General features: G+C 69.5%; 19 protein-coding genes. 14 read left to right on the plus strand and 5 right to left on the minus strand.

Features of this window, described 5'->3' with window-relative positions:
* Positions 1–63: 63 nt before the first annotated feature.
* The 13 genes from OG194_RS35915 (at position 64) to pgi (ending at position 17,230) form a co-directional block, all read left to right on the plus strand.
* Entirely contained in the window at positions 64–735 is a 672-nt protein-coding gene (locus tag OG194_RS35915) for a response regulator transcription factor (protein WP_327404925.1), read from the plus strand.
* Between the two features lie 110 nt (positions 736–845).
* The gene (uvrC, locus tag OG194_RS35920) at positions 846–2,897 is read left to right on the plus strand and encodes an excinuclease ABC subunit UvrC (RefSeq protein ID WP_327404926.1); all 2,052 of its coding nucleotides are present in this window, start codon (positions 846–848) and stop codon (positions 2,895–2,897) included.
* Positions 2,894–3,898: an RNase adapter RapZ gene (gene rapZ, locus OG194_RS35925; RefSeq protein WP_327404927.1), complete on the plus strand. Its 1,005-nt coding sequence runs from the start codon at positions 2,894–2,896 to the stop codon at positions 3,896–3,898. Before uvrC ends, rapZ begins: the two co-directional genes overlap by 4 nt.
* On the plus strand, positions 3,895–4,962 hold the full coding sequence (locus OG194_RS35930) for a gluconeogenesis factor YvcK family protein (RefSeq protein ID WP_026150944.1): 1,068 nt from the start codon (positions 3,895–3,897) through the stop codon (positions 4,960–4,962). Before rapZ ends, OG194_RS35930 begins: the two co-directional genes overlap by 4 nt.
* Positions 4,953–5,942 (plus strand): DNA-binding protein WhiA, encoded by a 990-nt coding sequence (gene whiA, locus OG194_RS35935; protein ID WP_019067568.1) that lies wholly within the window; start codon positions 4,953–4,955, stop codon positions 5,940–5,942. The genes OG194_RS35930 and whiA overlap by 10 nt, the downstream gene beginning before the upstream one ends.
* A gap of 978 nt (positions 5,943–6,920) precedes the next feature.
* On the plus strand, positions 6,921–9,878 hold the full coding sequence (locus OG194_RS35940) for a M14 family metallopeptidase (protein ID WP_327404928.1): 2,958 nt from the start codon (positions 6,921–6,923) through the stop codon (positions 9,876–9,878).
* A 189-nt stretch (positions 9,879–10,067) separates the two neighbouring features.
* The gene (gap, locus tag OG194_RS35945; RefSeq protein WP_266876785.1) at positions 10,068–11,078 is read left to right on the plus strand and encodes a type I glyceraldehyde-3-phosphate dehydrogenase; all 1,011 of its coding nucleotides are present in this window, start codon (positions 10,068–10,070) and stop codon (positions 11,076–11,078) included.
* A gap of 148 nt (positions 11,079–11,226) precedes the next feature.
* The gene (locus tag OG194_RS35950; protein ID WP_327404929.1) at positions 11,227–12,438 is read left to right on the plus strand and encodes a phosphoglycerate kinase; all 1,212 of its coding nucleotides are present in this window, start codon (positions 11,227–11,229) and stop codon (positions 12,436–12,438) included.
* A 42-nt stretch (positions 12,439–12,480) separates the two neighbouring features.
* A complete protein-coding gene (gene tpiA, locus OG194_RS35955; protein ID WP_327407327.1) occupies positions 12,481–13,236 on the plus strand; it encodes a triose-phosphate isomerase in 756 nt (251 codons plus the stop codon).
* A 109-nt stretch (positions 13,237–13,345) separates the two neighbouring features.
* Entirely contained in the window at positions 13,346–13,579 is a 234-nt protein-coding gene (secG, locus tag OG194_RS35960) for a preprotein translocase subunit SecG (protein WP_327404930.1), read from the plus strand.
* Between the two features lie 207 nt (positions 13,580–13,786).
* Positions 13,787–14,122 carry an RNA polymerase-binding protein RbpA gene (locus tag OG194_RS35965; RefSeq protein ID WP_078623027.1) on the plus strand — a complete coding sequence of 112 codons (336 nt, stop codon included), beginning with the start codon at positions 13,787–13,789 and terminating at the stop codon, positions 14,120–14,122.
* A gap of 132 nt (positions 14,123–14,254) precedes the next feature.
* Positions 14,255–15,523, plus strand: a complete 1,269-nt coding sequence (locus OG194_RS35970) for an MFS transporter (RefSeq protein WP_327404931.1) — start codon at positions 14,255–14,257, stop codon at positions 15,521–15,523.
* A 54-nt stretch (positions 15,524–15,577) separates the two neighbouring features.
* Positions 15,578–17,230 (plus strand): glucose-6-phosphate isomerase, encoded by a 1,653-nt coding sequence (pgi, locus tag OG194_RS35975; RefSeq protein ID WP_327404932.1) that lies wholly within the window; start codon positions 15,578–15,580, stop codon positions 17,228–17,230.
* A gap of 78 nt (positions 17,231–17,308) precedes the next feature.
* Here pgi and pgl read toward each other — a convergent pair whose 3' ends face one another.
* The 5 genes from pgl to tkt are packed head-to-tail and all read right to left on the minus strand — an operon-like array spanning position 17,309 to position 23,953.
* Positions 17,309–18,091: a 6-phosphogluconolactonase gene (pgl, locus tag OG194_RS35980; protein ID WP_327404933.1), complete on the minus strand. Its 783-nt coding sequence runs from the start codon at positions 18,089–18,091 to the stop codon at positions 17,309–17,311.
* Complete coding sequence (gene opcA, locus OG194_RS35985; protein WP_327404934.1) at positions 18,088–19,188, minus strand: glucose-6-phosphate dehydrogenase assembly protein OpcA; 1,101 nt, start codon at positions 19,186–19,188, stop codon at positions 18,088–18,090. Before opcA ends, pgl begins: the two co-directional genes overlap by 4 nt.
* Positions 19,185–20,708 carry a glucose-6-phosphate dehydrogenase gene (zwf, locus tag OG194_RS35990; protein WP_033283122.1) on the minus strand — a complete coding sequence of 508 codons (1,524 nt, stop codon included), beginning with the start codon at positions 20,706–20,708 and terminating at the stop codon, positions 19,185–19,187. The genes opcA and zwf overlap by 4 nt, the downstream gene beginning before the upstream one ends.
* A gap of 4 nt (positions 20,709–20,712) precedes the next feature.
* On the minus strand, positions 20,713–21,831 hold the full coding sequence (gene tal, locus OG194_RS35995; protein ID WP_327404935.1) for a transaldolase: 1,119 nt from the start codon (positions 21,829–21,831) through the stop codon (positions 20,713–20,715).
* 34 nt (positions 21,832–21,865) lie between these two features.
* Positions 21,866–23,953, minus strand: a complete 2,088-nt coding sequence (gene tkt / locus OG194_RS36000) for a transketolase (protein ID WP_327404936.1) — start codon at positions 23,951–23,953, stop codon at positions 21,866–21,868.
* 356 nt (positions 23,954–24,309) lie between these two features.
* On the opposite strand from tkt, the gene OG194_RS36005 reads away from it, so the two are divergent.
* Complete coding sequence (locus OG194_RS36005; RefSeq protein WP_327407328.1) at positions 24,310–25,263, plus strand: heme o synthase; 954 nt, start codon at positions 24,310–24,312, stop codon at positions 25,261–25,263.
* The last annotated feature ends 1 nt before the right edge of the window (position 25,264 follow it).

Genomic DNA, 25,264 nt, shown 5'->3' on the forward strand with positions numbered 1-25,264 from the left:
CCGACCCGGTCCGGCAGTCTGTGCGTGGCGCACCGCACCGGTCGGGCAAGGGGAGCCGTGACGATGGACGCATCGCAGCAGACCGCGCGGGGACGGATGGTCCTCGCCGACGACGACGTCCTGCTCAGGGAGGGTCTCGCGAGCCTGTGCGAACGCCTGGGCTACGAGGTGGCGGGCCAGGCCGGCGACGCCGTACGGCTCCTGGAACTGGTCGACACCGAGCGGCCCGACCTCGCGATCGTCGACATCAGGATGCCGCCCGACCACTCCACCGAGGGCCTGAAGGCGGCCCGCACGATCCGGGAGCGCCACCCCGACACCGGCATCCTTGTGCTGTCGGCGTTCGTCGAGGTCGAGGAGGCGCTGGAGCTGCTGGCCGGCGGGCACAAGGTCGGGTATCTCCTCAAGAGCCGGATCACGGTCGTCGACGAGTTCGTCGAGGCCCTCGACCGCATCCACAAGGGCGGCTCGGTCGTCGACCCCTCCCTCGTGCACGAGCTGTTCTCGGCACAGCGCCGCGACGACCCGCTGTCCTTCCTCAGCACCCGCGAGCGCGAGGTCCTGGCGCTGATGGCGGAGGGCCGCTCCAACGCCGGCATCGGCCGCCGGCTGTGGGTCACCGAGGGCACCGTCGAGAAACACGTCCGCAGCATCCTGGGCAAACTCCGCCTCCCGGAAGCCGCCGACGACCACCGCCGCGTCCTGGCCGTTCTCACGTTCCTGGAGTCCCGCTAGGAGGACCGGCCGGACATCCGACAATCGTTCCGGCAGGAGTTCCGCCGGGCGTGTCCGGCGTTGTCCACAGCCCCGCCGCGCTGTCACTCCGCGCCAGTAGGGTGGGAAACATGGCCGATCCCTCCAGCTACCGCCCCAGGCCGGGAGAGATCCCGGACTCGCCCGGGGTCTACAGATTCCGCGACGAGCACCGCCGGGTGATCTACGTCGGAAAGGCGAAGAGCCTGCGCCAGCGCCTGGCGAACTACTTCCAGGACCTGGCCGGACTCCACCCGCGCACGCGCACGATGGTCACCACGGCCGCGTCGGTGGAGTGGACGGTGGTGTCCACGGAGGTCGAGGCCCTCCAGCTGGAGTACTCCTGGATCAAGGAGTACGACCCCCGGTTCAACGTCAAGTACCGCGACGACAAGAGCTACCCGTACCTCGCGGTGACGATGAACGAGGAGTACCCGCGCGTGCAGGTGATGCGCGGTCACAAGAAGAAGGGCGTCCGCTACTTCGGGCCCTACGGCCACGCCTGGGCGATCCGCGACACCGTGGACCTCCTGCTGCGCGTGTTCCCCGTCCGTACCTGCTCGGCCGGCGTCTTCAAGAACGCCGCGCGCACCGGCCGCCCCTGTCTGCTCGGCTACATCGGCAAGTGCTCCGCCCCTTGCGTCGGCCGCGTCTCCGAGGAGGAGCACCGCGAACTGGCCGAGGAGTTCAGCGACTTCATGGCCGGCCGCACGGGCACGTACATCCGCCGTCTGGAGAAGCAGATGACGGACGCGGCCGAGGAGATGGAGTACGAGCGGGCCGCCCGCCTGCGCGACGACATCGACGCCCTCAAGAAGGCCATGGAGAAGAGCGCGGTCGTCCTCGCCGACGCCACCGACGCCGACCTGATCGCCGTGGCCGAGGACGAGTTGGAGGCGGCCGTCCAGATCTTCCACGTCCGCGGCGGACGCGTGCGCGGCCAGCGCGGCTGGGTCACCGACAAGGTCGAGGACGTCACCACCGCGGCCCTCGTCGAGCACGCCCTCCAGCAGCTCTACGGCGAGGAGACCGGGGACTCCGTCCCCAAGGAGGTCCTCGTCCCGGCCCTGCCCGACCCCGTGGAGCCGGTCCAGCAGTGGCTGACCGACCGGCGCGGGGCGAACGTGTCGCTGCGCATCCCGCAGCGCGGCGACAAGAAGTCCCTCATGGAGACCGTCGCGCGCAACGCCCAGCAGTCGCTGATCCTCCACAAGACCAAGCGCGCCTCCGACCTCACCACCCGCTCACGCGCCCTGGAGGAGATCTCAGACGCCCTCGACCTGGACAGCGCCCCCCTCAGAATCGAGTGCTACGACATCTCGCACCTCCAGGGCGACGACGTCGTGGCCTCCATGGTCGTCTTCGAGGACGGGCTGTCGCGCAAGAGCGAGTACCGCCGCTTCCAGATCAAGGGCTTCGAGGGCCAGGACGACGTCCGCTCGATGCACGAGGTGATCACCCGCCGCTTCCGGCGCTATCTCGCCGAGAAGGAGAAGACGGGGGAGTGGGCGGACGGCGACGAGCTGAGCGACCTGAAGGACGACGAGGGCCGCCCCAAGCGGTTCGCCTACCCGCCGCAGCTCGTCGTGGTCGACGGCGGCCAGCCGCAGGTCGCCGCCGCCAAGCGGGCCCTGGACGAGCTGGGCATCGACGACATCGCCGTGTGCGGCCTCGCCAAGCGCCTGGAGGAGGTCTGGCTCCCGGACGACGACGACCCGGTGGTCCTGCCCCGCACCAGCGAGGGCCTCTACCTCCTCCAGCGCGTCCGCGACGAGGCCCACCGCTTCGCGATCACCTACCAGCGCGCCAAGCGTGCCAAGCGGTTCCGGGCGAGCCCCCTGGACGACGTGCCCGGCCTCGGCGAGACACGCAAACAGGCACTGATCAAGCACTTCGGTTCGGTGAAGAAGCTGCGGTCCGCGACAATCGACCAGATCTGCGAGGTTCCGGGCATAGGTCGCAAGACCGCCGAGACCATCGCGGTGGCCCTCGCCCAGGCGGCCCCGGCCGCACCCGCCGTGAACACGGCGACTGGAGAGATCATGGAAGACATGGAAGACGGGACACCCGGGACCACGGCGGGTGCCCCAGGGGAGCCCGTACCCGCGGGAGCCCCGGACGAGCGACGGGGGCAGGAGACATGAGCGAACAAGAGAAGCAGCCCACAGCGGACCGAGATCGGACGCACAAGGAAACCGGCGACGATCAAGCTCCACAGCAAGAGGTCCAGGACGACGGAGCACAGGTGAGTACGGACAGCACGACACCCGGGGTGCCCGAAGCGGCCATCCCCGAACTGGTGATCATCTCCGGCATGTCCGGAGCCGGGCGGTCCACCGCCGCCAAGTGCCTGGAGGACCTCGGCTGGTTCGTCGTCGACAACCTCCCGCCCGCCCTGATCCCCACCATGGTGGAGCTCGGCGCCCGCTCCCAGGGCAACGTGGCACGGATCGCGGTCGTCGTCGACGTCCGCGGACGGCGCTTCTTCGACAACCTCCGCGAGTCCCTCGCCGACCTGGCCTCCAAGCAGGTCACCCGGCGGATCGTCTTCCTGGAGTCCTCCGACGACGCCCTGGTGCGCCGCTTCGAGTCGGTGCGCCGCCCCCACCCCCTCCAGGGCGACGGCCGCATCGTCGACGGCATCGACGCCGAACGCGAACTGCTGCGCGAACTGCGCGGCGACGCCGACCTCGTCATCGACACCTCCAGCCTCAACGTCCACGAACTGCGCGCCAAGATGGACGCCCAGTTCGCCGGCGAGGAGGAGCCCGAACTGCGGGCCACCGTCATGTCCTTCGGCTTCAAGTACGGCCTCCCGGTCGACGCCGACCTCGTCGCCGACATGCGCTTCCTGCCCAACCCGCACTGGATCCCGGAGCTGCGCCCCTTCAACGGCCTCAACGAAGAGGTCTCGGCGTACGTCTTCAACCAGCCCGGCGCCAAGGAGTTCCTCGACCGCTACGCCGAGCTGCTGCGGCTCATCGCGGCCGGCTACCGGCGCGAGGGCAAGCGGTACGTGACGATCGCGATCGGCTGCACCGGCGGCAAGCACCGCTCGGTCGCCACGGCGGAGAAGCTCGCCGCGCGGCTCGTGGCCGAGGGCGTGGAGACGGTGGTCGTACACCGGGACATGGGACGGGAATGACAGGACGTAGCCCACGGCTGGGCAGGCTGCGCCGCGTGGTGCCCGAAGGACGGACGACCAGGCCCGTGGAGGCCCGTGGCGGCAAGCCGCGCCGGCGCGGCACCCAGCCCAAGGTGGTCGCCCTCGGCGGCGGCATGGGCCTGTCCGCCTCGCTCACCGCACTGCGCCGCATCACCGGCGACCTCACCGCCGTCGTCACCGTGGCCGACGACGGCGGCTCCAGCGGACGCCTGCGCGACGAACTGGGCGTGCTGCCCCCCGGCGACCTGCGCAAGGCCCTCGCCGCGCTGTGCGGCGACGACGACTGGGGCCAGACCTGGGCCCGCGTCATCCAGCACCGCTTCCAGTCCAAGGGCGACCTGCACGAACACGCGGTCGGCAATCTGCTGATCGTCGCCCTGTGGGAGCAGCTCGGCGACCACGTCCAGGCCCTCGACCTGGTCGGCAAGCTGCTCGGCGCGCACGGGCGCGTGCTGCCCATGTCCGCCGTACCGCTGGAGCTCCAGGCCCTGGTCAAGGGGCACGATCCGGCGCGGCCCGACGACGTCGACACCGTCCGGGGACAGGCGACCGTCGCCCTCACCCCCGGTGAGGTGATGTCCGTGCACGTCGTGCCGCACGACCCGCCGGCCGTGCCCGAGGCCGTCGCCGCCGTGCTCGACGCGGACTGGGTGGTGCTCGGTCCCGGCTCCTGGTTCTCGTCCGTCATCCCGCACCTGCTGGTGCCGGAACTGCTCGACGCGCTCACCGAGACGAAGGCGCGCCGGGTACTCTCCCTGAACCTCGCGCCGCAGCCCGGAGAAACCGATGGCTTCTCCCCGCAGCGTCATTTGGAGGTTTTGGGACGACACGCCCCTAAACTCGCCCTGGACGTGGTGCTGGCCGACGAGGCCGCCGTGCCCGATCGTGCGTCGCTCACCGAAGCCGCCAAGCGGCTGGACGCCGCGGTCGAGCTGGCGCCGGTGGCCCGGACCGACGGAACTCCAAGGCACGACCCGGAGCTGTTGGCCGCCGCGTACGACCGTATTTTTCGGATGCATGGAAGGATCGGCCCATGGCGATGACGGCAGCGGTGAAGGATGAGATCTCCCGGCTCCCCGTCACCCGGACCTGCTGCAGGAAGGCGGAGGTCTCCGCCATTCTGCGGTTCGCCGGAGGCCTCCACCTGGTGAGCGGGCGCATCGTGATCGAGGCGGAGCTGGACACCGCGATGGCGGCGCGCCGGCTCAAGCGGGACATCCTGGAGATCTTCGGCCACAGCTCCGAACTGATCGTGATGGCGCCCGGCGGACTCCGCCGCGGTTCCCGTTACGTCGTCCGGGTGGTTGCGGGCGGCGATCAGCTGGCCCGGCAGACGGGCCTCGTGGACGGCCGCGGACGCCCCATCCGGGGCCTGCCGCCGCAGGTCGTCTCGGGGGCCACCTGTGACGCGGAGGCGGCCTGGAGAGGCGCGTTCCTGGCGCACGGCTCGCTGACCGAGCCCGGCCGGTCCTCCTCCCTGGAGGTGACCTGCCCGGGTCCGGAGGCCGCGCTCGCACTGGTCGGCGCCGCGCGCCGGCTGTCGATCGCGGCGAAGGCGCGCGAGGTGCGCGGGGTCGACCGGGTGGTCGTCCGTGACGGCGACGCGATCGGCGCCCTGCTCACCCGGCTCGGCGCGCACGAGTCGGTGCTGGCCTGGGAGGAGCGCCGGATGCGCCGCGAGGTGCGCGCCACGGCGAACCGGCTCGCCAACTTCGACGACGCCAACCTCCGCCGCTCGGCCCGCGCGGCCGTGGCCGCCGGCGCCCGCGTACAGCGTGCCCTGGAGATCCTCGCCGACGAGGTCCCCGAGCACCTCGCGGCGGCAGGCCGCCTGCGCATGGACCACAAGCAGGCCTCCCTGGAGGAACTGGGCGCCCTCGCCGACCCGCCGCTCACCAAGGACGCGGTGGCCGGCCGAATCCGCCGACTGCTGGCGATGGCAGACAAGCGGGCCCAGGACCTCGGCATCCCGGGCACGGAGTCCAGCATCACCGAGGAGATGGCCGACAACATGGTCGGCTGACGATCACTCGTCACGGATCGACTGACGATCCGTCAATACGCCGGTGTCGATGCCCAGTCAGGGCGTCGGCACCGGCGTTCGTCTGTCGTGGGGTGCCTTGGCTGCGATGCCGACGGGCCGTCAACGCACCGGTGCGGGCCGCCTGTGCGGGCGCGCCTGGTGGATCGGGCCGGAGGTGGCGGACCGTGAGGGTTTTCCGCTGGGCGAGCGGAAGCCGGCCCTTGCGTCCCCGGGAGGATGTACGGGCTCGTCCGAGGGCGTCGGCGTGTTTTCTGCCCGGGTGCAATTGCCTCGATGTCGACGGGTCGTCAATTCGCCGGTGCGGGCCCCGTCCGGGCGTGTCCGGTGGATCGGCCCGGAGGAAAACGACGCCGACCGGTCGGCGCGAGGGAGCCGACGGCTGAGAGCAGGGCTGCGAGGGCTCCCGCCGGGCGAATGTGTGCCGGCCCGTGTGGTTTTGGGGAAGACCCGAGGGCCTCCTCGGAAGCCCCTGACACCGGCGCTTCTCTGTTGCGGGCGCTCTCGTCTCGATCCCGGCGAGTTGTCGATACACCGGTGCGGGCGCCCCATCAGCCTGCCGGCTGATCAGGCCCGGGAGAATCAACGACCCGCGCCCCTCAAGGAGAAACGAACCGCGCCCGACCCGCGCCCCTCAAGGGGAAGCGACCTCCGCCCGGCCCACACCCCCCAGGGAGATCGGCCGGGCTTGCCCGTGGACCCCCGCGTCGCCCTGCATCGGCCTTGCGCGCCGCCGAACTCGATACAGCTCGGCCCCGCGCGGCCCACGAGCAACGCCGCCTGAGCCCCCGCGAGGGACACGCGTCGCCCCTCGCCTCCCCGGCACGATCCGCCGCCCCCGCCGAAGTCCCGCACCCATCCCGCCATTTGACTGTCCTTGAGGCCCCCTTGACTCGATCATGAAGTGTCATGAGCCTGGCAACTGTTCGCCGCTGTGGCGAACGATTGCTAGGGGGATTCATGAGACACAGAGCGAGATCGATCCTCGCTGTCGGCGCCCTCCTGATCGCCGGGGCGAGCATCGCACCCATCGCCCAGGCGCAGGGCGGGAATTCCACGAAGTCGGACCCCGCCGAGGTCAAGGTCTTCCACGCCGACGTCACCCAGAAGCAGATACCCCTGCTCCTGAAGGCAGGACAGGACGCCCACGAACTCGGCGACAACCAGTTCTCCGCGTCCGGCAAGACCGCCGTAGAGGTCTACCTCACCGACCAGCAGGCTCAGAAGCTGGAGAAGCAGGGCGTCGACCTCACCGAGCACACCCTGTCTGCCAAAGCCGAGACGCGGGTCGAGGACGCGGCGCAGGGCGTGTTCCGCCCGTACAGCGGAAGCGGCGGCCTCGAAGAGGAGATCGTCAAGACCGGGCAGGCCAACCCCGGTCTCACGAAGGTCGAGTCCATCGGCAAGACGATCGACGGCCAGGACATCCTCGCGCTCAAACTGACCAAGAACGCGAAGAAGACCAAGGACGGCTCCAAGCCCTCCGTGCTGTACGTGTCCAACCAGCACGCGCGCGAGTGGATCACGCCGGAGATGACCCGCCGGCTGATGCACTACTACCTGGACAACTACAAGACCGACAAGCGCATCAAGAAGATCGTCGACTCGACCGAGCTGTGGTTCGTCCTGTCCGCCAACCCGGACGGTTACGACTACACCTTCCAGAACAGCGACACGCGCCTGTGGCGCAAGAACCTGCGGGACGTCAACGGCGACGGCACCATCTCCACCGGCGACGGCGTCGACCTCAACCGCAACTTCGCCTACAAGTGGGGCTACGACGACGAGGGTTCGTCCCCGAACCCGACCAGCGAGACCTACCGGGGCGCGGCCCCCAACTCCGAGCCGGAGACCGCCGCACTCGACGCCTTCGAGAAGCGCATCGGCTTCACCTACGGCATCAACTACCATTCCGCCGCCGAACTGCTCCTCTACGGAGTCGGCTGGCAGGTCGCGACCCCGACCCCGGACGACGTCCTCTACAAGGCCCTCGCGGGTACGCCTGACAACCCGGCGATCCCCGGCTACCACTCCCAGGTCTCCTCAGAGCTGTACACGACCAACGGCGAGGCGGACGGCCACGCGTCGAACGTCAACAGCATGTCGATGTTCACCCCGGAGATGTCGACCTGCCAGACCGCGTCGAACATCGACCCGAACGACGCCTGGAACGCGGCCGACTGCCAGTCCGTCTTCAACTTCCCCGACGACGAGAAGCTGATCCAGGACGAGTTCGCGAAGAACATCCCCTTCGCGCTCTCCGTCGCCGAGACCGCGGCCCACCCCGACCGGCCCACGTCGTCGGTCGGCCTCAGCGCCGCCGACTTCACCCCGGCCACCTTCTCCACGTCGTACTCGCGCGGCGCCGACCAGGAGGTCTCCGTCGTCGTACGGAAGTCCGTGCGCGACAAGGAGCTCAAGTACCGCGTCAACGGCGGCCGTACGGAGGACATGGCACTGAAGCCCTGGAAGGGCGGCCGGACCTACGGCGGGGACGACAACCTGTACTTCGACGAGTACCGCGCCAAGGTCAAGGACGGCGACCCGGGCGACAAGGTCGAGGTCTGGTTCACCGGCGAGACGAAGGCCGGGAAGCCCACCTCCAGCGCGCACTTCACCTACACGGTGGCCAAGCGGCCCGCGGCCGACACCCTCGTCGTCGCCGAGGAAGGCGCTGCCGCGACTCAGGCGCAGACCTACGTGGACGCGCTGAAGGCGAACGGCCGTAAGGCGGTCGTCTGGGACGTCGCCACCCAGGGCGCGCCCGACGCGCTCGGCGTGCTCGACCACTTCAAGACCGTCGTCCACTACTCGGGCACGGCGGGACCGGGCAACGACACCCAGCTCCAGCTGCGCGCCTTCCTCAACGAGGGCGGCAAGCTGATCGAGGCCGGCGAACAGGCCGGCGGCTCCGTCGCCCTCGCCGACGGCACCCCCTCGAACGACTTCAGCCAGTACTACCTGGGCGCCTATTCGCGTACATCCACCCCCGGAGCCACCGGTTTCACCGGCTCCGGCAAGCTCGCCGGCTTCACCGCGCCGCTCAGCGGCGCGCCCGGCAACCCGCTGGACCGGGCCGGCACCTACAGCGTCACCTCCGACTCGCTGTCGCCCACCACGTACCCGCAGTTCGCGAGTGCGGGGGCGGGCCAGTTCGCCGGGACCGTCAACCCGTACGGGCCCTACGCGGGCTCCTACATGGCGGCCGCCGTCCACACCGACGACGCCTACAAGCGCCTCACCCGCACCATCGACCTCACCGGGGTGAGCGCGGCCGACAAGCCCACGCTGCGCAGTGAGCTGCTGTGGGACACCGAGCCCGGCTACGACCACGCCGTCGTCGAGATCCACACCACCGGGGCCGACGACTGGACCACGCTCCCGGAGGTCGGCGGCGCCACCAGCACCGCCCTGCCCTCGGAGTGCGAGGCCGGGTTCCTGGTCGCCGAGCACCCGTGGCTCAAGCACTACCTGACCTTCTCCACCAGCGGCTGCACCGCGACCGGCTCCACCGGTTCGTGGAACAGCTTCACCGGCGCCTCCAACGGCTGGCAGCAGGTCGGCTTCGACCTGAGCGCCTACGCGGGCAAGTCGGTGGAGGTCTCGCTCAGTTACATCACCGACCCGGGCACCGGCGGCCACGGCGTCCTCGCCGACGACACCTCGCTCGTCGTCGGCGGTACGGCGACCCAGACCGAGGGCTTCGAGACCTCCCTGGGCGCCTGGAGCGTGACGGGACCGCCCCCGGGCAGCCCCGCGGTCCTGAAGGACTGGACCCGCACCGGAGCCCTGTTCCAGACGTACGGCGCGGTCACCACCGACCGCACCGTGCTGCTCGGCTTCGGCCTGGAACAGGTCACCTCGGCGACCGACCGGGCAGCCCTCCTCAAGAAGGCGTTGACCGCTCTGACCAGCTGACCCCGTGTGACCATGTCATGAACATCAAGGGCGGTCCGTACCCCTACTGGCGGGTACGGACCGCCCTGCCGTGTATGGGGCATCTCGATGTCACCACGGCGGGCTCAGGAGGGTAGGGTCGTAGGCGGTCGGGGACATCCCATACAACTCGCCGGCACTGAGCCGGCGTACCAACGAGGAGATCGGTTCGTGACGATCCGCGTAGGCATCAACGGCTTTGGCCGCATCGGTCGTAACTACTTCCGCGCGCTGCTGAAGCAGGGTGCTGACATCGAGATCGTGGCTGTCAACGACCTGGGTGACACCGCGACCACCGCTCACCTGCTCAAGTACGACACCATCCTGGGCCGCCTCCAGGCCGAGGTGTCGCACACCGCCGACACGATCACCGTCGACGGGCACACGATCAAGGTGCTTTCCGAGCGCAACCCCGCCGACATCCCGTGGGGTGAACTGGGCGTCGACATCGTCATCGAGTCGACCGGCATCTTCACGAAGAAGGCCGACGCCGAGAAGCACATCGCCGGCGGCGCCAAGAAGGTCCTCATCTCGGCTCCGGCCAAGGACGAGGACATCACGATCGTGATGGGCGTCAACCAGGACAAGTACGACGCGGCCAACCACCACGTCATCTCGAACGCCTCCTGCACCACCAACTGTGTGGCGCCGATGGCCAAGGTTCTCGACGAGAACTTCGGCATCGTCAAGGGCCTGATGACGACGGTCCACGCGTACACGAACGACCAGCGCATCCTGGACTTCCCGCACTCGGACCTGCGCCGCGCGCGTGCCGCCGCCGAGAACATCATCCCGACCACGACCGGTGCCGCCAAGGCCACCGCCCTGGTCCTCCCGCAGCTCAAGGGCAAGCTGGACGGCATCGCGATGCGCGTCCCGGTCCCGACCGGATCGGCCACCGACCTGGTCGTGACGCTCCAGCGCGAGACCACCAAGGACGAGGTCAACGCCGCGTTCAAGAAGGCCTCCGAGGACGGCGACCTCAAGGGGTACCTGTCCTACACCGAGGACCCGATCGTCTCCTCGGACATCGTCGGCGACCAGGCCTCCTGCACCTTCGACTCCCTCCTGACCATGGTTCAGGAAGGCAACACGGTGAAGATCCTCGGCTGGTACGACAACGAGTGGGGCTACTCCAACCGCCTCGTCGACCTCACGGTCTTCGTCGGCGGCCAGCTCTAACTCCCAGAGCAGGCAACTCGATGTGAGTCAGGGCTCGGGCAGCGCACGCCGCGCTGTCCGAGCCCTTGCTACGTAGTGTCCGAGCCTTTGCTACGTAGTGATCGATCAGCCCTCTCGGATCTGAAGAGCCCTCCCTAGGAGTCCCTTTATGAAGACGATCGACGAACTTCTCGCCGAAGGCGTGGACGGCAAGCGGGTCTTCGTCCGCGCCGACCTCAACGTCCCGCTGGCCGACGGCCTCATCACCGACGACGGCCGTATCCGCGCCGTGCTGCCCACGGTCAAGGCCCTCGTCGAGGCGGGCGCCAAGGTGATCGTGGCCTCGCACCTGGGCCGCCCCAAGGGCGCCCCGGACCCGGCCTTCTCCCTCCTCCAGCCCGCCGAGCGCCTCGCTGAACTCCTGGGCGCGCCGGTCGCGTTCGCCCAGGACACCGTCGGCCCCGCCGCCCACGACGCGGTGCGCGGCCTCGAACCCGGCCAGGTCGCGGTCATCGAGAACCTGCGCTTCAACGCGGGCGAGACCGCCAAGGACGACGTCGAGCGCGGCGAGTTCGCCGACCAGCTCGCCGCCCTGGCCGATGTCTACGTAGGCGACGGTTTCGGCGCCGTGCACCGCAAGCACGCCTCCGTGTACGACCTCCCGGCCCGCCTGCCGCACTACGCCGGCTACCTCATCGCCACCGAGGTCGGCGTCCTGAAGAAGCTCACCGAGGACGTCAAGCGGCCCTACGTGGTAGCCCTCGGCGGCTCCAAGGTCTCCGACAAGCTCGCCGTCATCGACCAGCTGCTCGGAAAGGCCGACCGCATCCTCATCGGCGGCGGCATGGCCTTCACCTTCCTCAAGGCCAAGGGCTACGAGATCGGCGCCTCCCTGGTCCAGGACGACCAGCTGCCCGCCGTCACCGAGTACGTCGAGCGCGCCGAGAAGAACGGCGTCGAACTCGTCGTCCCGGTCGACGTCGTGACCTCGGCCGGGTTCCCGGACCTGAAGACCAAGGCCCCGTCCAACCCCACCGTCGTCGCCGCGGACGCCATCCCCGCCGACCAGATGGGCCTCGACATCGGTCCCGAGACCGGTGCCCTGTACGCCTCGAAGCTCGCCGACGCGGCCACCATCTTCTGGAACGGTCCGATGGGCGTCTTCGAGCACCCCGACTACGCCGAGGGCACCAAGGCGGTCGCCCAGGCCCTTCTCGACTCCCCGGCCTTCACGGTCGTCGGCGGTGGCGACTCCGCCGCGGCCGTCCGCATCCTGGGCTTCGACGAGAACGCATTCGGCCACATCTCGACCGGCGGCGGCGCCTCCCTCGAATACCTAGAGGGCAAGACGCTCCCCGGCCTCGCCGCACTGGAGGACTGACCTCACATGGCTCCATCTATTTCCTCTGGACGCACGCCGATCATGGCGGGCAACTGGAAGATGAACCTCAACCACCTTGAGGCCATCGCCCACGTCCAGAAGCTCGCCTTCGCCCTCGCGGACAAGGACTACGAGGCCGTCGAGGTCGCTGTCCTGCCGCCCTTCACCGACCTGCGCTCCGTGCAGACCCTGGTCGACGGCGACAAGCTCAAGATCAAGTACGGCGCCCAGGACATCTCGGCGCACGACTCCGGCGCCTACACCGGCGAGATCTCCGGTGCGATGCTGGCCAAGCTGAAGTGCACGTACGTGGCCATCGGCCACTCCGAGCGCCGCCAGTACCACGCGGAGACCGACGAGATCGTCAACGCCAAGGTCAAGGCCGCCTACAAGCACGGCCTGACCCCGATCCTCTGCGTCGGCGAGGAACTCGACATCCGCGAGGCGGGCAACCACGTCGCGCACACCCTCTCCCAGGTCGAGGGCGGCCTCAAGGACGTCCCGGCCGAGCAGGCCGAGTCCGTCGTCATCGCGTATGAGCCCGTCTGGGCCATCGGCACCGGCAAGGTCTGCGGCGCCGGCGACGCGCAGGAGGTCTGCCAGGCCATCCGCGGCAAGCTCGCCGAGCTGTACTCGCAGGAGCTGGCCGACCAGGTCCGCATCCAGTACGGCGGCTCCGTCAAGTCCGGCAACGTCGCCGAGATCATGGCCCAGCCCGACGTCGACGGCGCCCTGGTCGGCGGTGCCTCGCTGGACGCGGACGAGTTCGTCAAGATCGCGCGCTTCCGCGACCAGTGAGTCCGGCCGCGTGTAGGCGGTAGCCGCGATCCGTCGTACCCTTGCGGGGGCATAGCGCCAGCCGCTATGCCCCTGTCGTCCATCCGAATCCGAGGAAGTTGGTCCAGCCGTGGTTTTGGGGTTCTCGATCGCCCTGATCGTCTTCAGCCTGCTGCTGATGCTGCTGGTGCTGATGCACAAGGGGAAGGGCGGCGGTCTCTCCGACATGTTCGGTGGCGGCATGGCGTCGTCCGTCGGCGGCTCTTCGGTCGCCGAGCGCAACCTGGACCGCATCACCGTGGTGCTCGGTCTGCTCTGGTTCGCCTGCATCGTCGTGCTCGGCCTGCTGCTGAAGACGAGCTGACCGCACGTTCCTTCGCACATTCCGTACGTAAGGCCCCATGTTCGGTACGCGCAGCTGAGCGCGGCCTATCATGGGGCTTGCGTCTAGGTGTAGGGGCTGTAACTCCAACCACTGGACGCGCGTTGGGCCTTACGTAGACTGAGGCGCTCGCAACGGAGCGAAAACGCCGACTCGCTTCGCGGCACCATCACGCAGGGAGTTACGACCGTGGCAAGTGGCAACGCGATCCGAGGAAGCCGGGTCGGGGCGGGGCCGATGGGCGAGGCCGAGCGCGGCGAGTCCGCGCCCCGGCTGCGCATCGTCTTCTGGTGCTCCAACGGACACGAGACACAGCCCAGCTTCGCCAGCGACGCGCAGGTTCCCGAAACCTGGGACTGCCCCCGCTGTGGCTTCCCGGCCGGACAGGACCGGGACAATCCGCCGGCCCCGCCGCGCACCGAGCCCTACAAGACGCACCTCGCGTATGTACGGGAGCGGCGCAGCGACGCGGACGGCGAGGCGATCCTCGCCGAGGCGCTCGCCAAACTGCGGGGAGAAATCTAGGAGTTGAACCGGCCGGACGCCCACAAGGTGTCTGGCCGGAGCTGTTTCGCAGGCCGGTGGCCGACTGCCTCCGGACCGATTGTCAGTGGTGCCCTCTACGGTTTGTGAAGTGACGAATCGTGAGGGGGAGCGGTGACGGCGGTCGAGGTGACGGGCAGTCATGTGCCCGCGTGGCGCGGGGGGTTCGGGCGGCTGTGGAGCGCCGCTGTGATCTCGCGGTTCGGGGACGCGCTGCGGGGTGCGGCACTGCCACTGCTCGCCGTCTCGCTGACGGACCGGCCCCTCCTCATCGCCTCCGTGACCGCCTGCGGCTATCTGCCCTGGATCGTCTTCGGGCTGCTCGGCGGCGCGGTCGCGGACCGGGTGGACCAGCGGCGCGCGATGTGGACGGTGGACGCGGCCCGCGGACTGCTCGTCGCCGCCTTCGCCGTGGCCGTCGCCCTCGGTCACGCCTCGATCCCGCTGCTCATCGCGCTGGCCTTCGCACTGACCACGCTCCAGACCCTCTTCGACAACGCCTCTACGGCCCTGCTGCCGGCCCTGGTGGACCGGGCGGCGCTCGGCAGCGCCAACGCCCGGCTGATGACCGGGCAGAAGATCGCGGGTGGCCTGATGGGAGCGCCCGTGGTGCCCCTGCTGATCGCCGCGGGGGCGGCGGTTCCCTTCGTGGCCGACGCGGGCACCTTCCTCCTCGCCGCCGCACTGGTCGCCTTGCTGCGCACCGCGGCGCCCGACCGCGGGCCGGGACCGGTGGGCAGCACCCTGCGCGGGGAGATCGCGGACGGGCTGCGCACGCTGTGGCGCGACCGGCCCCTGCGCGGACTGTGTGCCGCGACAGCCCTGTGCAACGTCGGTATGGGCGCCCTGATCGCCACCCTGGTCATCCTGGTGACCGGCTGGCTGGACGCCGGAACCGCCGGGTACGCGGCGGCGACCACCGCGTTCACCGTCGGCGGTCTGGCCGGGGGACTGGTGAACCGGCGGATCACCACCCGCCTCGGCCCGATGCGGAGCGTGCTGCTCGCGGGCCTGGTGCAGACCGGCGCCCTCGTCGTCATGGGCTCCGTGCGCAGCCTGATCGCGGTCGTGGCGGCCCTCGGCGTCTTCGGCTGCATGAGCATGCTGTGGAACGTCAACACGACCACGCTGATGCAGCAGCGTGCCCCCGCCGACATGCTGGGCCGGGTCAGCTCCGCCTTCCGCACCCTGGCCGCCGCCGGGGCCCCGCTGGGCGCCCTCCTCGGTGGGGCCGTCGCCACCGCCTGGGGGTTGAACACGCCCGCCCTGCTCACCGCCGCCTTCTTCGTCCTGTCGGTCATCGCGCTGATACCTGCGGTCAAGCCGGACGTACCTGTTGTTGCCCCGCAGGACGACGCGACGACCGCTCATGCCACGGGCTGATCAATTAGGTTGGAACCGGCCCCCAGGTCGGTAGGAAAGAAGGCTGAAGTCGCAATGAACGCAGACGGCCGTACCAGGCTCAACCAGACGCCCGAGTGGACCGCCTTGGCCAAGCACCGTGAGGAGCTCGGCGAGGTGCGGCTGAGGGAGCTGTTCGCCGCAGATCCCGGGCGCGGCACCGGCTACACGCTCAAGGTCGGTGACCTGCACCTCGACTACTCGAAGCACCTCGTCACCGGCGAGACCCTGCGGCTGCTGCACGCGCTGGCCGCCGCCACGGACGTGTTCGGCCTGCGGGACGCGATGTTCCGCGGCGAGAAGATCAATGTCACCGAGGACCGCGCGGTCCTGCACACCGCGCTGCGCGCCCCGCGTGACGCGGTGGTCGAGGTCGACGGCGAGAACGTGGTGCCGCAGGTGCACGCCGTGCTCGACAAGATGGCCGGCTTCGCGAACCGTGTCCGCTCCGGCGAGTGGACCGGTCACACGGGCCGTCGTATCCGCAACGTCGTCAACATCGGCATCGGCGGCTCCGACCTCGGTCCGGCGATGGCCTACGAGGCGCTGCGCGGCTTCACCGACCGCGGTCTGACGGTCCGGTTCGTGTCGAACGTGGACGGCGCCGACCTGCACGAGGCGACCCACGACCTCGACCCGGCGGAGACGCTGTTCATCATCGCGTCCAAGACCTTCACCACGATCGAGACGATCACCAACGCGACCTCCGCCCGCGACTGGCTGCTCACCGAGCTGAAGGCCGGTCAGGACGCCGTCGCCAAGCACTTCGTGGCGCTGTCGACGAACGCCGGGAAGGTCAGCGAGTTCGGCATCGACACGGCCAATATGTTCGAGTTCTGGGACTGGGTCGGCGGACGGTACTCGTACGACTCCGCGATCGGGCTGTCGCTGATGATCGCCATCGGCCCGGACCGTTTCCGCGAGATGCTCGACGGCTTCCACCTCGTCGACGAGCACTTCCGCACCGCGCCCGCCGAGTCCAACGTGCCTTTGCTCCTTGGCCTGTTGGGTGTCTGGTACGGCAACTTCCATGACGCCCAGTCGCACGCGGTGCTGCCGTACAGCCACTACCTCTCCAAGTTCACCGCGTATCTCCAGCAGCTGGACATGGAGTCGAACGGCAAGTACGTGGGCCGGGACGGCCAGGAGGTCGACTGGCAGACGGGGCCGGTGGTGTGGGGCACCCCGGGGACGAACGGGCAGCACGCTTACTACCAACTCATCCACCAGGGCACGAAGTTGATCCCGGCGGACTTCATCGGCTTCGCCGAGCCGGTGGCCGAGTTGAGCGACGGGCTCAAGGCGCAGCACGATCTGCTGATGGCCAACTTCTTCGCGCAGACACAGGCGTTGGCGTTCGGCAAGACACCGGACGAGGTGCGCGCGGAGGGTGTGCCCGAGGAGCTGGTGCCGCACAAGACGTTCAAGGGCAACCACCCCACGACGACGATCCTGGCCCGTGAGCTGACCCCGTCCGTCCTCGGGCAGTTGATCGCGCTCTACGAGCACAAGGTGTTCGTGCAGGGCGCGGTCTGGAACATCGACTCCTTCGACCAGTGGGGCGTCGAGCTGGGCAAGGTCCTCGCCAAGCGCGTCGAACCCGCCCTGAGCGAGGGCGCGGACGTGCCCGGTCTGGACGCGTCGACGACGGCCCTGGTCGCCAAGTACCGCGAGCTGCGCGGGCGTTGAGACACGGAAGAGCCCGTACGACCGAGGTCGTACGGGCTCTTCAACAGGTTGCCCGCCCCGCCGGTGTAGCAGCCGGTGTCAGGCCGAAGCCGGCGGGTACAGCGCGCGTGGCAGCTGGGAAGCCGCCGCCGCGTCCAGCAGCCACAGGGTGCGGGCGCGGCCCTGCGCGCCGGCCGCCGGTGCCTGGATCTCACCCGCGCCGGACAGGGCGATGGCCGCGGCCTCCGCCTTGTCCTCGCCGGCCGCGAGCAGCCACACCTCGCGGGCCGACCGGATCGCCGGAAGGGTCAACGTGACCCGGATCGGCGGCGGCTTGGGCGCGCCATGGACGCCGACGACCGTGCGCTCGGTCTCCCGTACGGCGGGCAACTCCGGGAAGAGCGACGCCACATGGGTGTCCGGGCCGACGCCCAGCATCAGGACGTCGAAGGTCGGGACCGAACCGTGGTTCTCGGGACCGGCGGACCGGGCGAGTTCCTCGGCGTAGCCTGCCGCCGCCGCCTCCACGTCGTTGCCGTAGAGGCCGTCGGACGCGGGCATGGCGTGCACGCGCTTCGGGTCCAGCGGCACCGCGTCGAGCAGTGCCTCACGGGCCTGGGTGACATTGCGCTCCGGGTCGCCCTCGGGCAGGAACCGCTCGTCGCCCCACCACAGGTCGAGGCGGCCCCAGTCGACGGCGTCCCGGGCGGGCTGACCCGCCAGAGCTGCCAGCAGACCGTTGCCGTTGCGACCGCCGGTGAGCACGATCGAGGCGTAGCCGCGCGAGGCCTGCGCGTCCACGATCTTCGTGATCAGCCGGGCCGCGGCGGCCTGGGCCATCAGTTCCTTGTCGCGGTGGACGACGAGTTGGGGAGTGCTCACTGCGGATCAGCCTTCTTGACCGGGGGCATCTTCGCGGGGGTGGGCCGGTCGGCGTCCCCGCTCTCCGAGGCGGCCGGCCGCACGCCGGTCGCCGCCGGCTCCGTCACCGCGCGCACCGGCAGCGCCGGCACCGGCTGAGCCGCTGCCTCCGCCCGCTCCGCCGCCGACTGGATGCCGCCCAGCCGGTCCACGCCGAACCGCAGCGCGGACGCGTAGGTGTCGTCCGGGTCGAGCCGGCGCAGCTCCTCCGCGAGCAGCTCGGACGTCTCGCGGCGCTTGAGCGCCACCGCGCGGTCCGGCTGGCCGGGCAGCGCCAGGGTGGCCATCGCCCCGTCGGAGCGATGCAGCGTGATGGGACCGCCGGTCGTCTCCAGGCGCACCTGGGTCAGACCGGGACCCGCGGAGACCGCCCGCCGGACGTGCACGTGGAGGCGGTCGGCGAGCCACATCGCGAGCAGTTCGACGCTCGGGTTGGACTCCTCGCCCGCCACCTCGACGGAGACGATCTCCGAGTCGACCTGGTCGAGCGCGGCGGCCAGCATCGAACGCCACGGGGTGACCCGGGCCCAGGCCAGGTCGGTGTCGCCCGGCTCGTAGCTCTCGGCGCGGGACCGCAGTTCGTCGACGGGCTTCTCGGCCGCGTAGCTGTCGGTGACCCGGCGCTGGCTCAGGGCGCCCAGCGGGTCGTTGGCCGGGTCGCGCGGCGCGTCCACCGACCACCAGACCACCACCGGCGCGTCCGGCAGCAGCAGCGGCAGCACCACGGACTGGGCGTGGTCGGAGACCTCGCCGTAGAGCCGCAGGACGACCGTCTCGCCGCTGCCCGCGTCCGTGCCCACCCGGACCTCGGCGTCGAGGCGGGACTGGGTGCGGTCCCGAGGTGAGCGCGAGACGCGCTTGATGACCACGAGTGTGCGCGAGGGGTGCTCACGCGACGCGTCGTTGGCGGCCTTCAGGGCGTCGTAGGCGTTCTCCTCGTCCGTGACGACGACGAGGGTGAGCACCATGCCGACGGCCGGGGTGCCGATGGCACGGCGGGCTTTCACCAGCCCCTTGTTGATCTTGCTGGCAGTGGTGTCGGTGAGGTCTATTTTCATGGCCGACGCCAGCTCCGTCCCTCTCGTGCGAGCATTTCGTCCGCCTCGACCGGACCCCAGGTCCCGGACTGGTACTGCGCGGGCTTGCCGTGCTTGTCCCAGTACTGCTCGATCGGGTCGAGGATCTTCCAGGAGAGCTCGACCTCCTCGGTGCGCGGGAAGAGGTTCGAGTCGCCGAGCAGGACGTCGAGGATCAGGCGCTCGTACGCCTCGGGGCTGGACTCCGTGAACGACTCGCCGTAGGCGAAGTCCATGGAGACGTCCCGGATCTCCATCGAGGTGCCGGGCACCTTGGAGCCGAAGCGGACCGTGACGCCCTCGTCGGGCTGGACGCGGAAGACGATCGCGTTCTGGCCCAGCTCCTCCGTCGCCGTCTGGTCGAAGGGGGAGTGCGGGGCGCGCTGGAAGACCACCGCGATCTCGGTGACGCGGCGGCCCAGACGCTTGCCGGTGCGCAGGTAGAAGGGGACGCCCGCCCAGCGGCGGTTGTCGACCTCGACCTTGATGGCGGCGTAGGTGTCGGTCTTCGACTTGGGGTCGATACCGTCCTCCTGGAGGTAGCCGACGGCCTTCTCGCCGCCCTGCCAGCCCTCCGCGTACTGCCCGCGGACCGTGTTCCTGCCCAGGTCCTTCGGCAGCCGTACCGCGCCGAGCACCTTCTCCTTCTCGGCGGCCAGCGCGTCGGCGGAGAAGGAGGACGGCTCCTCCATCGCGGTCAGCGCCATCAGCTGGAGCAGGTGGTTCTGGATGACGTCACGGGCTGCGCCGATGCCGTCGTAGTAGCCGGCCCGGCCGCCGATGCCGATGTCCTCGGCCATGGTGATCTGCACGTGGTCCACGAAGGACCGGTTCCAGATCGGCTCGAACATCGTATTGGCGAAGCGGAGCGCCAGGATGTTCTGGACGGTCTCCTTGCCGAGGTAGTGGTCGATGCGGAAGACCTGGTCCGCGGCGAACACCTCGTGCACGACCTTGTTGAGGTCCTCGGCCGACTTGAGGTCGTGGCCGAAGGGCTTCTCGATGACCGCGCGGCGCCAGGAACCCTTCTCCTGGTCGGCGAGACCGTGCTTCTTCAGCTGCTGGATGACGACCGGGAACGAGCGCGGGGGCACCGACAGATAGAAGGCGAAGTTGCCGCCCGTGCCCTGCGCCTTGTCCAGTTCGTCGATCGTGTCGCGCAGCCGCTCGAACGCGTCGTCGTCGTCGAAGGTGCCCTGGACGAAGCGCATCCCCTGGACGAGCTGCTGCCAGACCTCCTCACGGAACGGCGTGCGGGAGTGCTCCTTGACCGCGTCGTGGACCTCCTGTGCGAAGTCCTCGTGGGCCCACTCGCGCCGGGCGAAGCCGACGAGCGAGAAACCCGGCGGCAGCAGACCCCGGTTGGCGAGGTCGTACACGGCGGGCATCAGCTTTTTGCGTGACAAATCGCCTGTGACGCCGAAGATGACCAGGCCCGACGGCCCCGCGATACGCGGGAGCCGTCGGTCGGCGGGGTCACGCAGCGGGTTGCTGCTCGACAAGGTTTCAGCCCTCCGAAGGGGCGAGGCGCGCAAGCTCCGCCTCGGTCGACTTGAGCAGGTCGGTCCAGGCCGCCTCGAACTTCTCGACGCCCTCGTCCTCCAGCAGCTGTACGACCTCGTCGTACGAGATGCCGAGCGCTTCCACGGCGGCGATCTCGGCGCGGGACTGCTCGTACGTGCCGGAGATGGTGTTGCCGGTGATCTGTCCGTGGTCGTCGGTGGCCTCAAGGGTGGCCTCCGGCATGGTGTTCACCGTGTTCGGCGCCACCAGGTCGTCCACGTACAGCGTGTCCTTGTACGCCTTGTCCTTGACGCCGGTCGAGGCCCACAGCGGACGCTGCTTGTTGGCCTGCGCCTTGTCGAGAGCGGCCCAGCGGTCCGAGGAGAAGACCTCCTCGTACGCCTCGTAGGCGAGCCGCGCGTTGGCGAGACCGGCCTTGCCGCGGGCGGCCTTGGCCTCGTCGGTGCCCAGCGCGTCGATCCGCTTGTCGATCTCGGTGTCCACGCGGGACACGAAGAAGGACGCCACGGAGTGGATCTTGGAGAGGTCCAGGCCGCGCTCCTTGGCCTTCTCCAGGCCGGTGACGAACGCGTCCATGACCTCGCGGTAGCGCGCCAGCGAGAAGATCAGCGTGACGTTGACGCTGATGCCGAGGCCGATGGTCTCGGCGATCGCCGGCAGACCCGCCCGGGTGGCCGGGATCTTGATCAGGGTGTTCGGCCGGTCCACCAGCCAGGCCAGCTGCTTGGCCTCGGCGATGGTCGCCGCCGTGTTGTGCGCCAGGCGCGGGTCGACCTCGATGGAGACCCGGCCGTCCTGGCCGCCGCTCGTGTCGTAGACCGGACGCAGGATGTCGGCGGCGTCACGGACGTCCGCCGTCGTGATCATGCGGATGGCTTCCTCGACGGTCACCTTGCGGGCGGCGAGGTCGGTGAGCTGCTGCTCGTATCCGTCGCCCGACGAGATGGCCTTCTGGAAGATCGACGGGTTGGTGGTGACGCCCACGACGTGCTGCTGGTCGATCAGTTCGGCGAGGTTGCCGGACGTGATCCGCTTGCGCGACAGGTCGTCCAGCCAGATCGCGACGCCTTCCTCGGAGAGGCGCTTGAGTGCGTCTGTCATGGAAAATGCATCTCCTACGTGTCGTTTGTCAGCGTCAGCTCTGGGCGGCGGCGATGGATTCCCGGGCCTTCTCGGCCACGTTCTCGGCAGTGAAGCCGAACTCCTGGAAGAGCACCTTGCCGTCGGCGGAAGCCCCGAAGTGCTCCAGGGAAACGATGCGACCGGCGTCCCCGACGAACCGGTACCAGGTCAGACCGATCCCGGCCTCGACCGCGACCCGCGCCTTGACGGACGGCGGCAGCACGCTGTCCCGGTACCCCTGGTCCTGCGCGTCGAACCACTCCACACAGGGCATGGACACGACCCGCGTCGGAACCCCGGAGGCCTCCAACTGCTCACGCGCCTCGACGGCCACGTGCACCTCGGAACCCGTACCGATGAGGATCACCTCGGGCGTACCCGTGGACGCCTCGAACAGCACATAGCCGCCCTTGGCGGTGTCCTCGTTGGCGTCGTACGTGGGCACACCCTGGCGCGTCAGCGCGAAACCGTGCGGAGCGCCCTCGCCGTAGACCTTCGTGTAGCGGCGCAGGACCTCGCGCCAGGCGATGGCCGTCTCGTTGGCGTCGGCCGGGCGGACCACGTTCAGGCCCGGGATGGCGCGCAGCGAGGCCAGGTGCTCGACCGGCTGGTGGGTCGGGCCGTCCTCGCCGAGACCGACGGAGTCGTGCGTCCACACGTACGTCACCGGCAGGTGCATCAGCGCCGACAGTCGTACGGCGTTGCGCATGTAGTCGGAGAAGACGAGGAACGTACCGCCGTAGGCGCGCGTGTTGCCGTGCAGCGTGATGCCGTTCAGCTCCGCGCCCATGGAGTGCTCGCGGATGCCGAAGTGGATCGTGCGGCCGTACGGGTTCGCCTCCGGCAGCGGGTTGTCCGCCGGGAGGAACGACGACGTCTTGTCGATCGTCGTGTTGTTCGAGCCCGCGAGGTCGGCCGAGCCGCCCCACAGTTCCGGGATGACCGCGCCGAGCGCCTGGAGCACCTTGCCGGACGCGGCACGGGTGGCGACGGACTTGCCCGTCTCGAAGGCGGGAAGCTGCTCTTCCCAGCCGGCCGGCAGCTCGCCCGCGCGGATGCGGTCGTACTCGGCCGCCCGCTCCGGGTTGGCGGTGCGCCATTCCTGGTACGACGGGTCCCACGCGGCCTTCGCCTCGCGGCCCCGGTCCAGCGCCTGGCGGGTGTGCTTGAGGACCTCGTCGGAGACGTCGAAGGACTTCTCCGGGTCGAAGCCGAGGACCCGCTTGGTGGCCGCGACCTCGTCCGCGCCGAGCGCCGAGCCGTGCGCGGCCTCGGTGTTCTGCGCGTGCGGCGCGGGCCAGGCGATGATCGAGCGCATCGCGATGAACGACGGCTTGTTCGTCACCTTCTTCGCGGCCTCGATGGCGTTGTAGATGGCGTGCGGGTCGAGGTCGCCGTCCGGCTTCGGGGCGACGCGCTGGACGTGCCAGCCGTAGGCCTCGTAGCGCTTGACCGTGTCCTCGGAGACCGCGGTCTCGGTGTCGCCCTCGATGGAGATGTGGTTGTCGTCCCACAGGAGGACGAGGTTGCCGAGCTCCTGGTGGCCCGCCATGGAGGACGCCTCCGCGGAGATGCCCTCCTGGAGGCAGCCGTCACCGGCGATCGCGAAGATGAAGTGGTCGAACGGGGACTCGCCCTGCGGGGCGTCCGGGTCGAACAGGCCGCGCTCGTAGCGGGCGGCCATGGCCATGCCCACCGCGTTGGCGACACCCTGGCCCAGCGGGCCCGTCGTCGTCTCCACGCCGGTGGTGTGGCCGTACTCGGGGTGCCCCGGAGTCTTGGAGCCCCATGTGCGGAACGCTTCGAGGTCGGCCAGCTCCAGGCCGAACCCGGCCAGGTAGAGCTGCGTGTAGAGGGTCAGGGACGAGTGACCGGCGGACAGTACGAACCGGTCGCGCCCCACCCAGTCGGCGTCGGCGGGGTCGTGGCGCATCACCTTCTGGAAGAGGGTGTACGCGGCCGGGGCCAGGCTCATCGCCGTACCGGGATGGCCGTTACCGACCTTCTGTACGGCATCGGCTGCCAGGACGCGCGCGGTGTCCACCGCGCGCTGGTCCAACTCGGTCCAGTCGAGGTCTGTTGTGGTCGGCTTGGTGCTCACCCTGGGTCAGGGCTCCTCTCCACATGTCACGCATGTCGAATGCCGGTGCACGCGGCGCCCACCGGCCGTTGTCGAGCCTACCCCCGTAAGAACGTGCATTTTTTCGAGTCATTCCAGACTGCCGGGAGTCTCGCGGATCCGCCTCCCGACTGGTCCGTTTCGCATTCGGCAACTGAATACGGAGGTGCTCGTTCGAGTGCTCAACAGAGTGGCGATCAGCTCTTCCGGGGGTGCCGTCCAACACGACCCCACCCCCGCGAATGTCCGGGTCTGGGCAACGTCTACAGTGGCGTGGTACGCGTGAGCCTTTACGGGGAGTTCACACCCGAAGGCTTGCTGGGATGTCTCTGTCAGGGGTGTGCGTGACGGCCGTTGAATCCCGTCCAGCGGGGATTGTCGGGGCGAGCCAGAGCCCGAGCCGGCGGCCGATCGGGGCCCGGGTCATGGCGTTCGTGGCGTTGACCAAGCCGCGGATCATCGAGCTGCTGCTGATCACCACCGTTCCGGTGATGTTCCTGGCCCAGCAGGGTGTGCCGGACCTCAAGCTGGTCCTCCTCACCTGCGTCGGCGGCTATCTGTCCGCCGGTGGCGCCAACGCGCTCAACATGTACATCGACCGCGACATCGACGCGCTCATGGACCGCACCTCGCAGCGCCCCCTGGTCACCGGCATGGTCAGCCCCCGCGAGTGCCTCGCCTTCGGCATCTCGCTCGGCGTCATCTCGACGCTGATGTTCGGCCTGACCGTCAACTGGCTGTCCGCCTGGCTCGCGCTCGGAGCACTCCTCTTCTACGTCGTCGTCTACACGATGATCCTCAAGCGCCGTACCTCGCAGAACATCGTGTGGGGCGGCATCGCCGGCTGCCTCCCGGTGCTCATCGGCTGGTCGGCCGTCACGGACTCCATGTCGTGGGCGCCGATCATCCTCTTCGGGGTGATGTTCCTCTGGACGCCGCCGCACTACTGGCCGCTGTCCATGAAGGTCCGCGACGACTACGCGCGCGTGGGCGTTCCGATGCTCCCGGTCGTCGCCTCGAACAAGGTCGTCGCCCGCCAGATCGTCCTCTACAGCTGGGCGATGGTCGGCATCTCGCTGCTCCTGCCCCTGCTCGGCTACACGGGCTGGTTCTACACGACGGTCGCGCTCCTGGCCGGCGGCTTCTGGCTCTGGGAGGCCCACGGCCTCCAGAACCGCGCCAAGGGCGAGGTGACCGGCGGCAAGCTCAAGGAGATGCGGCTGTTCCACTGGTCGATCACCTATGTGTCGATCCTGTTCGTGTCGATCGCGGTGGACCCTTTCCTGAGGTAGG

Origin of the sequence: Streptomyces sp. NBC_01288, from assembly GCF_035982055.1 — a bacterium.
GTDB lineage: Bacteria > Actinomycetota > Actinomycetes > Streptomycetales > Streptomycetaceae > Streptomyces.

What these genes read in the sequence shown, in the direction of transcription:
- OG194_RS35915 (WP_327404925.1), top strand. Translation starts at nt 64, where the DNA reads ATGGACGCATCGCAGCAGACCGCGCGGGGACGGATGGTCCTCGCCGAC.
- OG194_RS35940 (WP_327404928.1), top strand. Translation starts at nt 6,921, where the DNA reads ATGAGACACAGAGCGAGATCGATCCTCGCTGTCGGCGCCCTCCTGATC.
- tal (WP_327404935.1), bottom strand. Translation starts at nt 21,831, where the DNA reads ATGACAGACGCACTCAAGCGCCTCTCCGAGGAAGGCGTCGCGATCTGG.
- opcA (WP_327404934.1), bottom strand. Translation starts at nt 19,188, where the DNA reads ATGAAAATAGACCTCACCGACACCACTGCCAGCAAGATCAACAAGGGG.
- whiA (WP_019067568.1), top strand. Translation starts at nt 4,953, where the DNA reads ATGGCGATGACGGCAGCGGTGAAGGATGAGATCTCCCGGCTCCCCGTC.
- rapZ (WP_327404927.1), top strand. Translation starts at nt 2,894, where the DNA reads ATGAGCGAACAAGAGAAGCAGCCCACAGCGGACCGAGATCGGACGCAC.
- pgi (WP_327404932.1), top strand. Translation starts at nt 15,578, where the DNA reads ATGAACGCAGACGGCCGTACCAGGCTCAACCAGACGCCCGAGTGGACC.
- OG194_RS35930 (WP_026150944.1), top strand. Translation starts at nt 3,895, where the DNA reads ATGACAGGACGTAGCCCACGGCTGGGCAGGCTGCGCCGCGTGGTGCCC.
- OG194_RS35950 (WP_327404929.1), top strand. Translation starts at nt 11,227, where the DNA reads ATGAAGACGATCGACGAACTTCTCGCCGAAGGCGTGGACGGCAAGCGG.
- uvrC (WP_327404926.1), top strand. Translation starts at nt 846, where the DNA reads ATGGCCGATCCCTCCAGCTACCGCCCCAGGCCGGGAGAGATCCCGGAC.
- tpiA (WP_327407327.1), top strand. Translation starts at nt 12,481, where the DNA reads ATGGCGGGCAACTGGAAGATGAACCTCAACCACCTTGAGGCCATCGCC.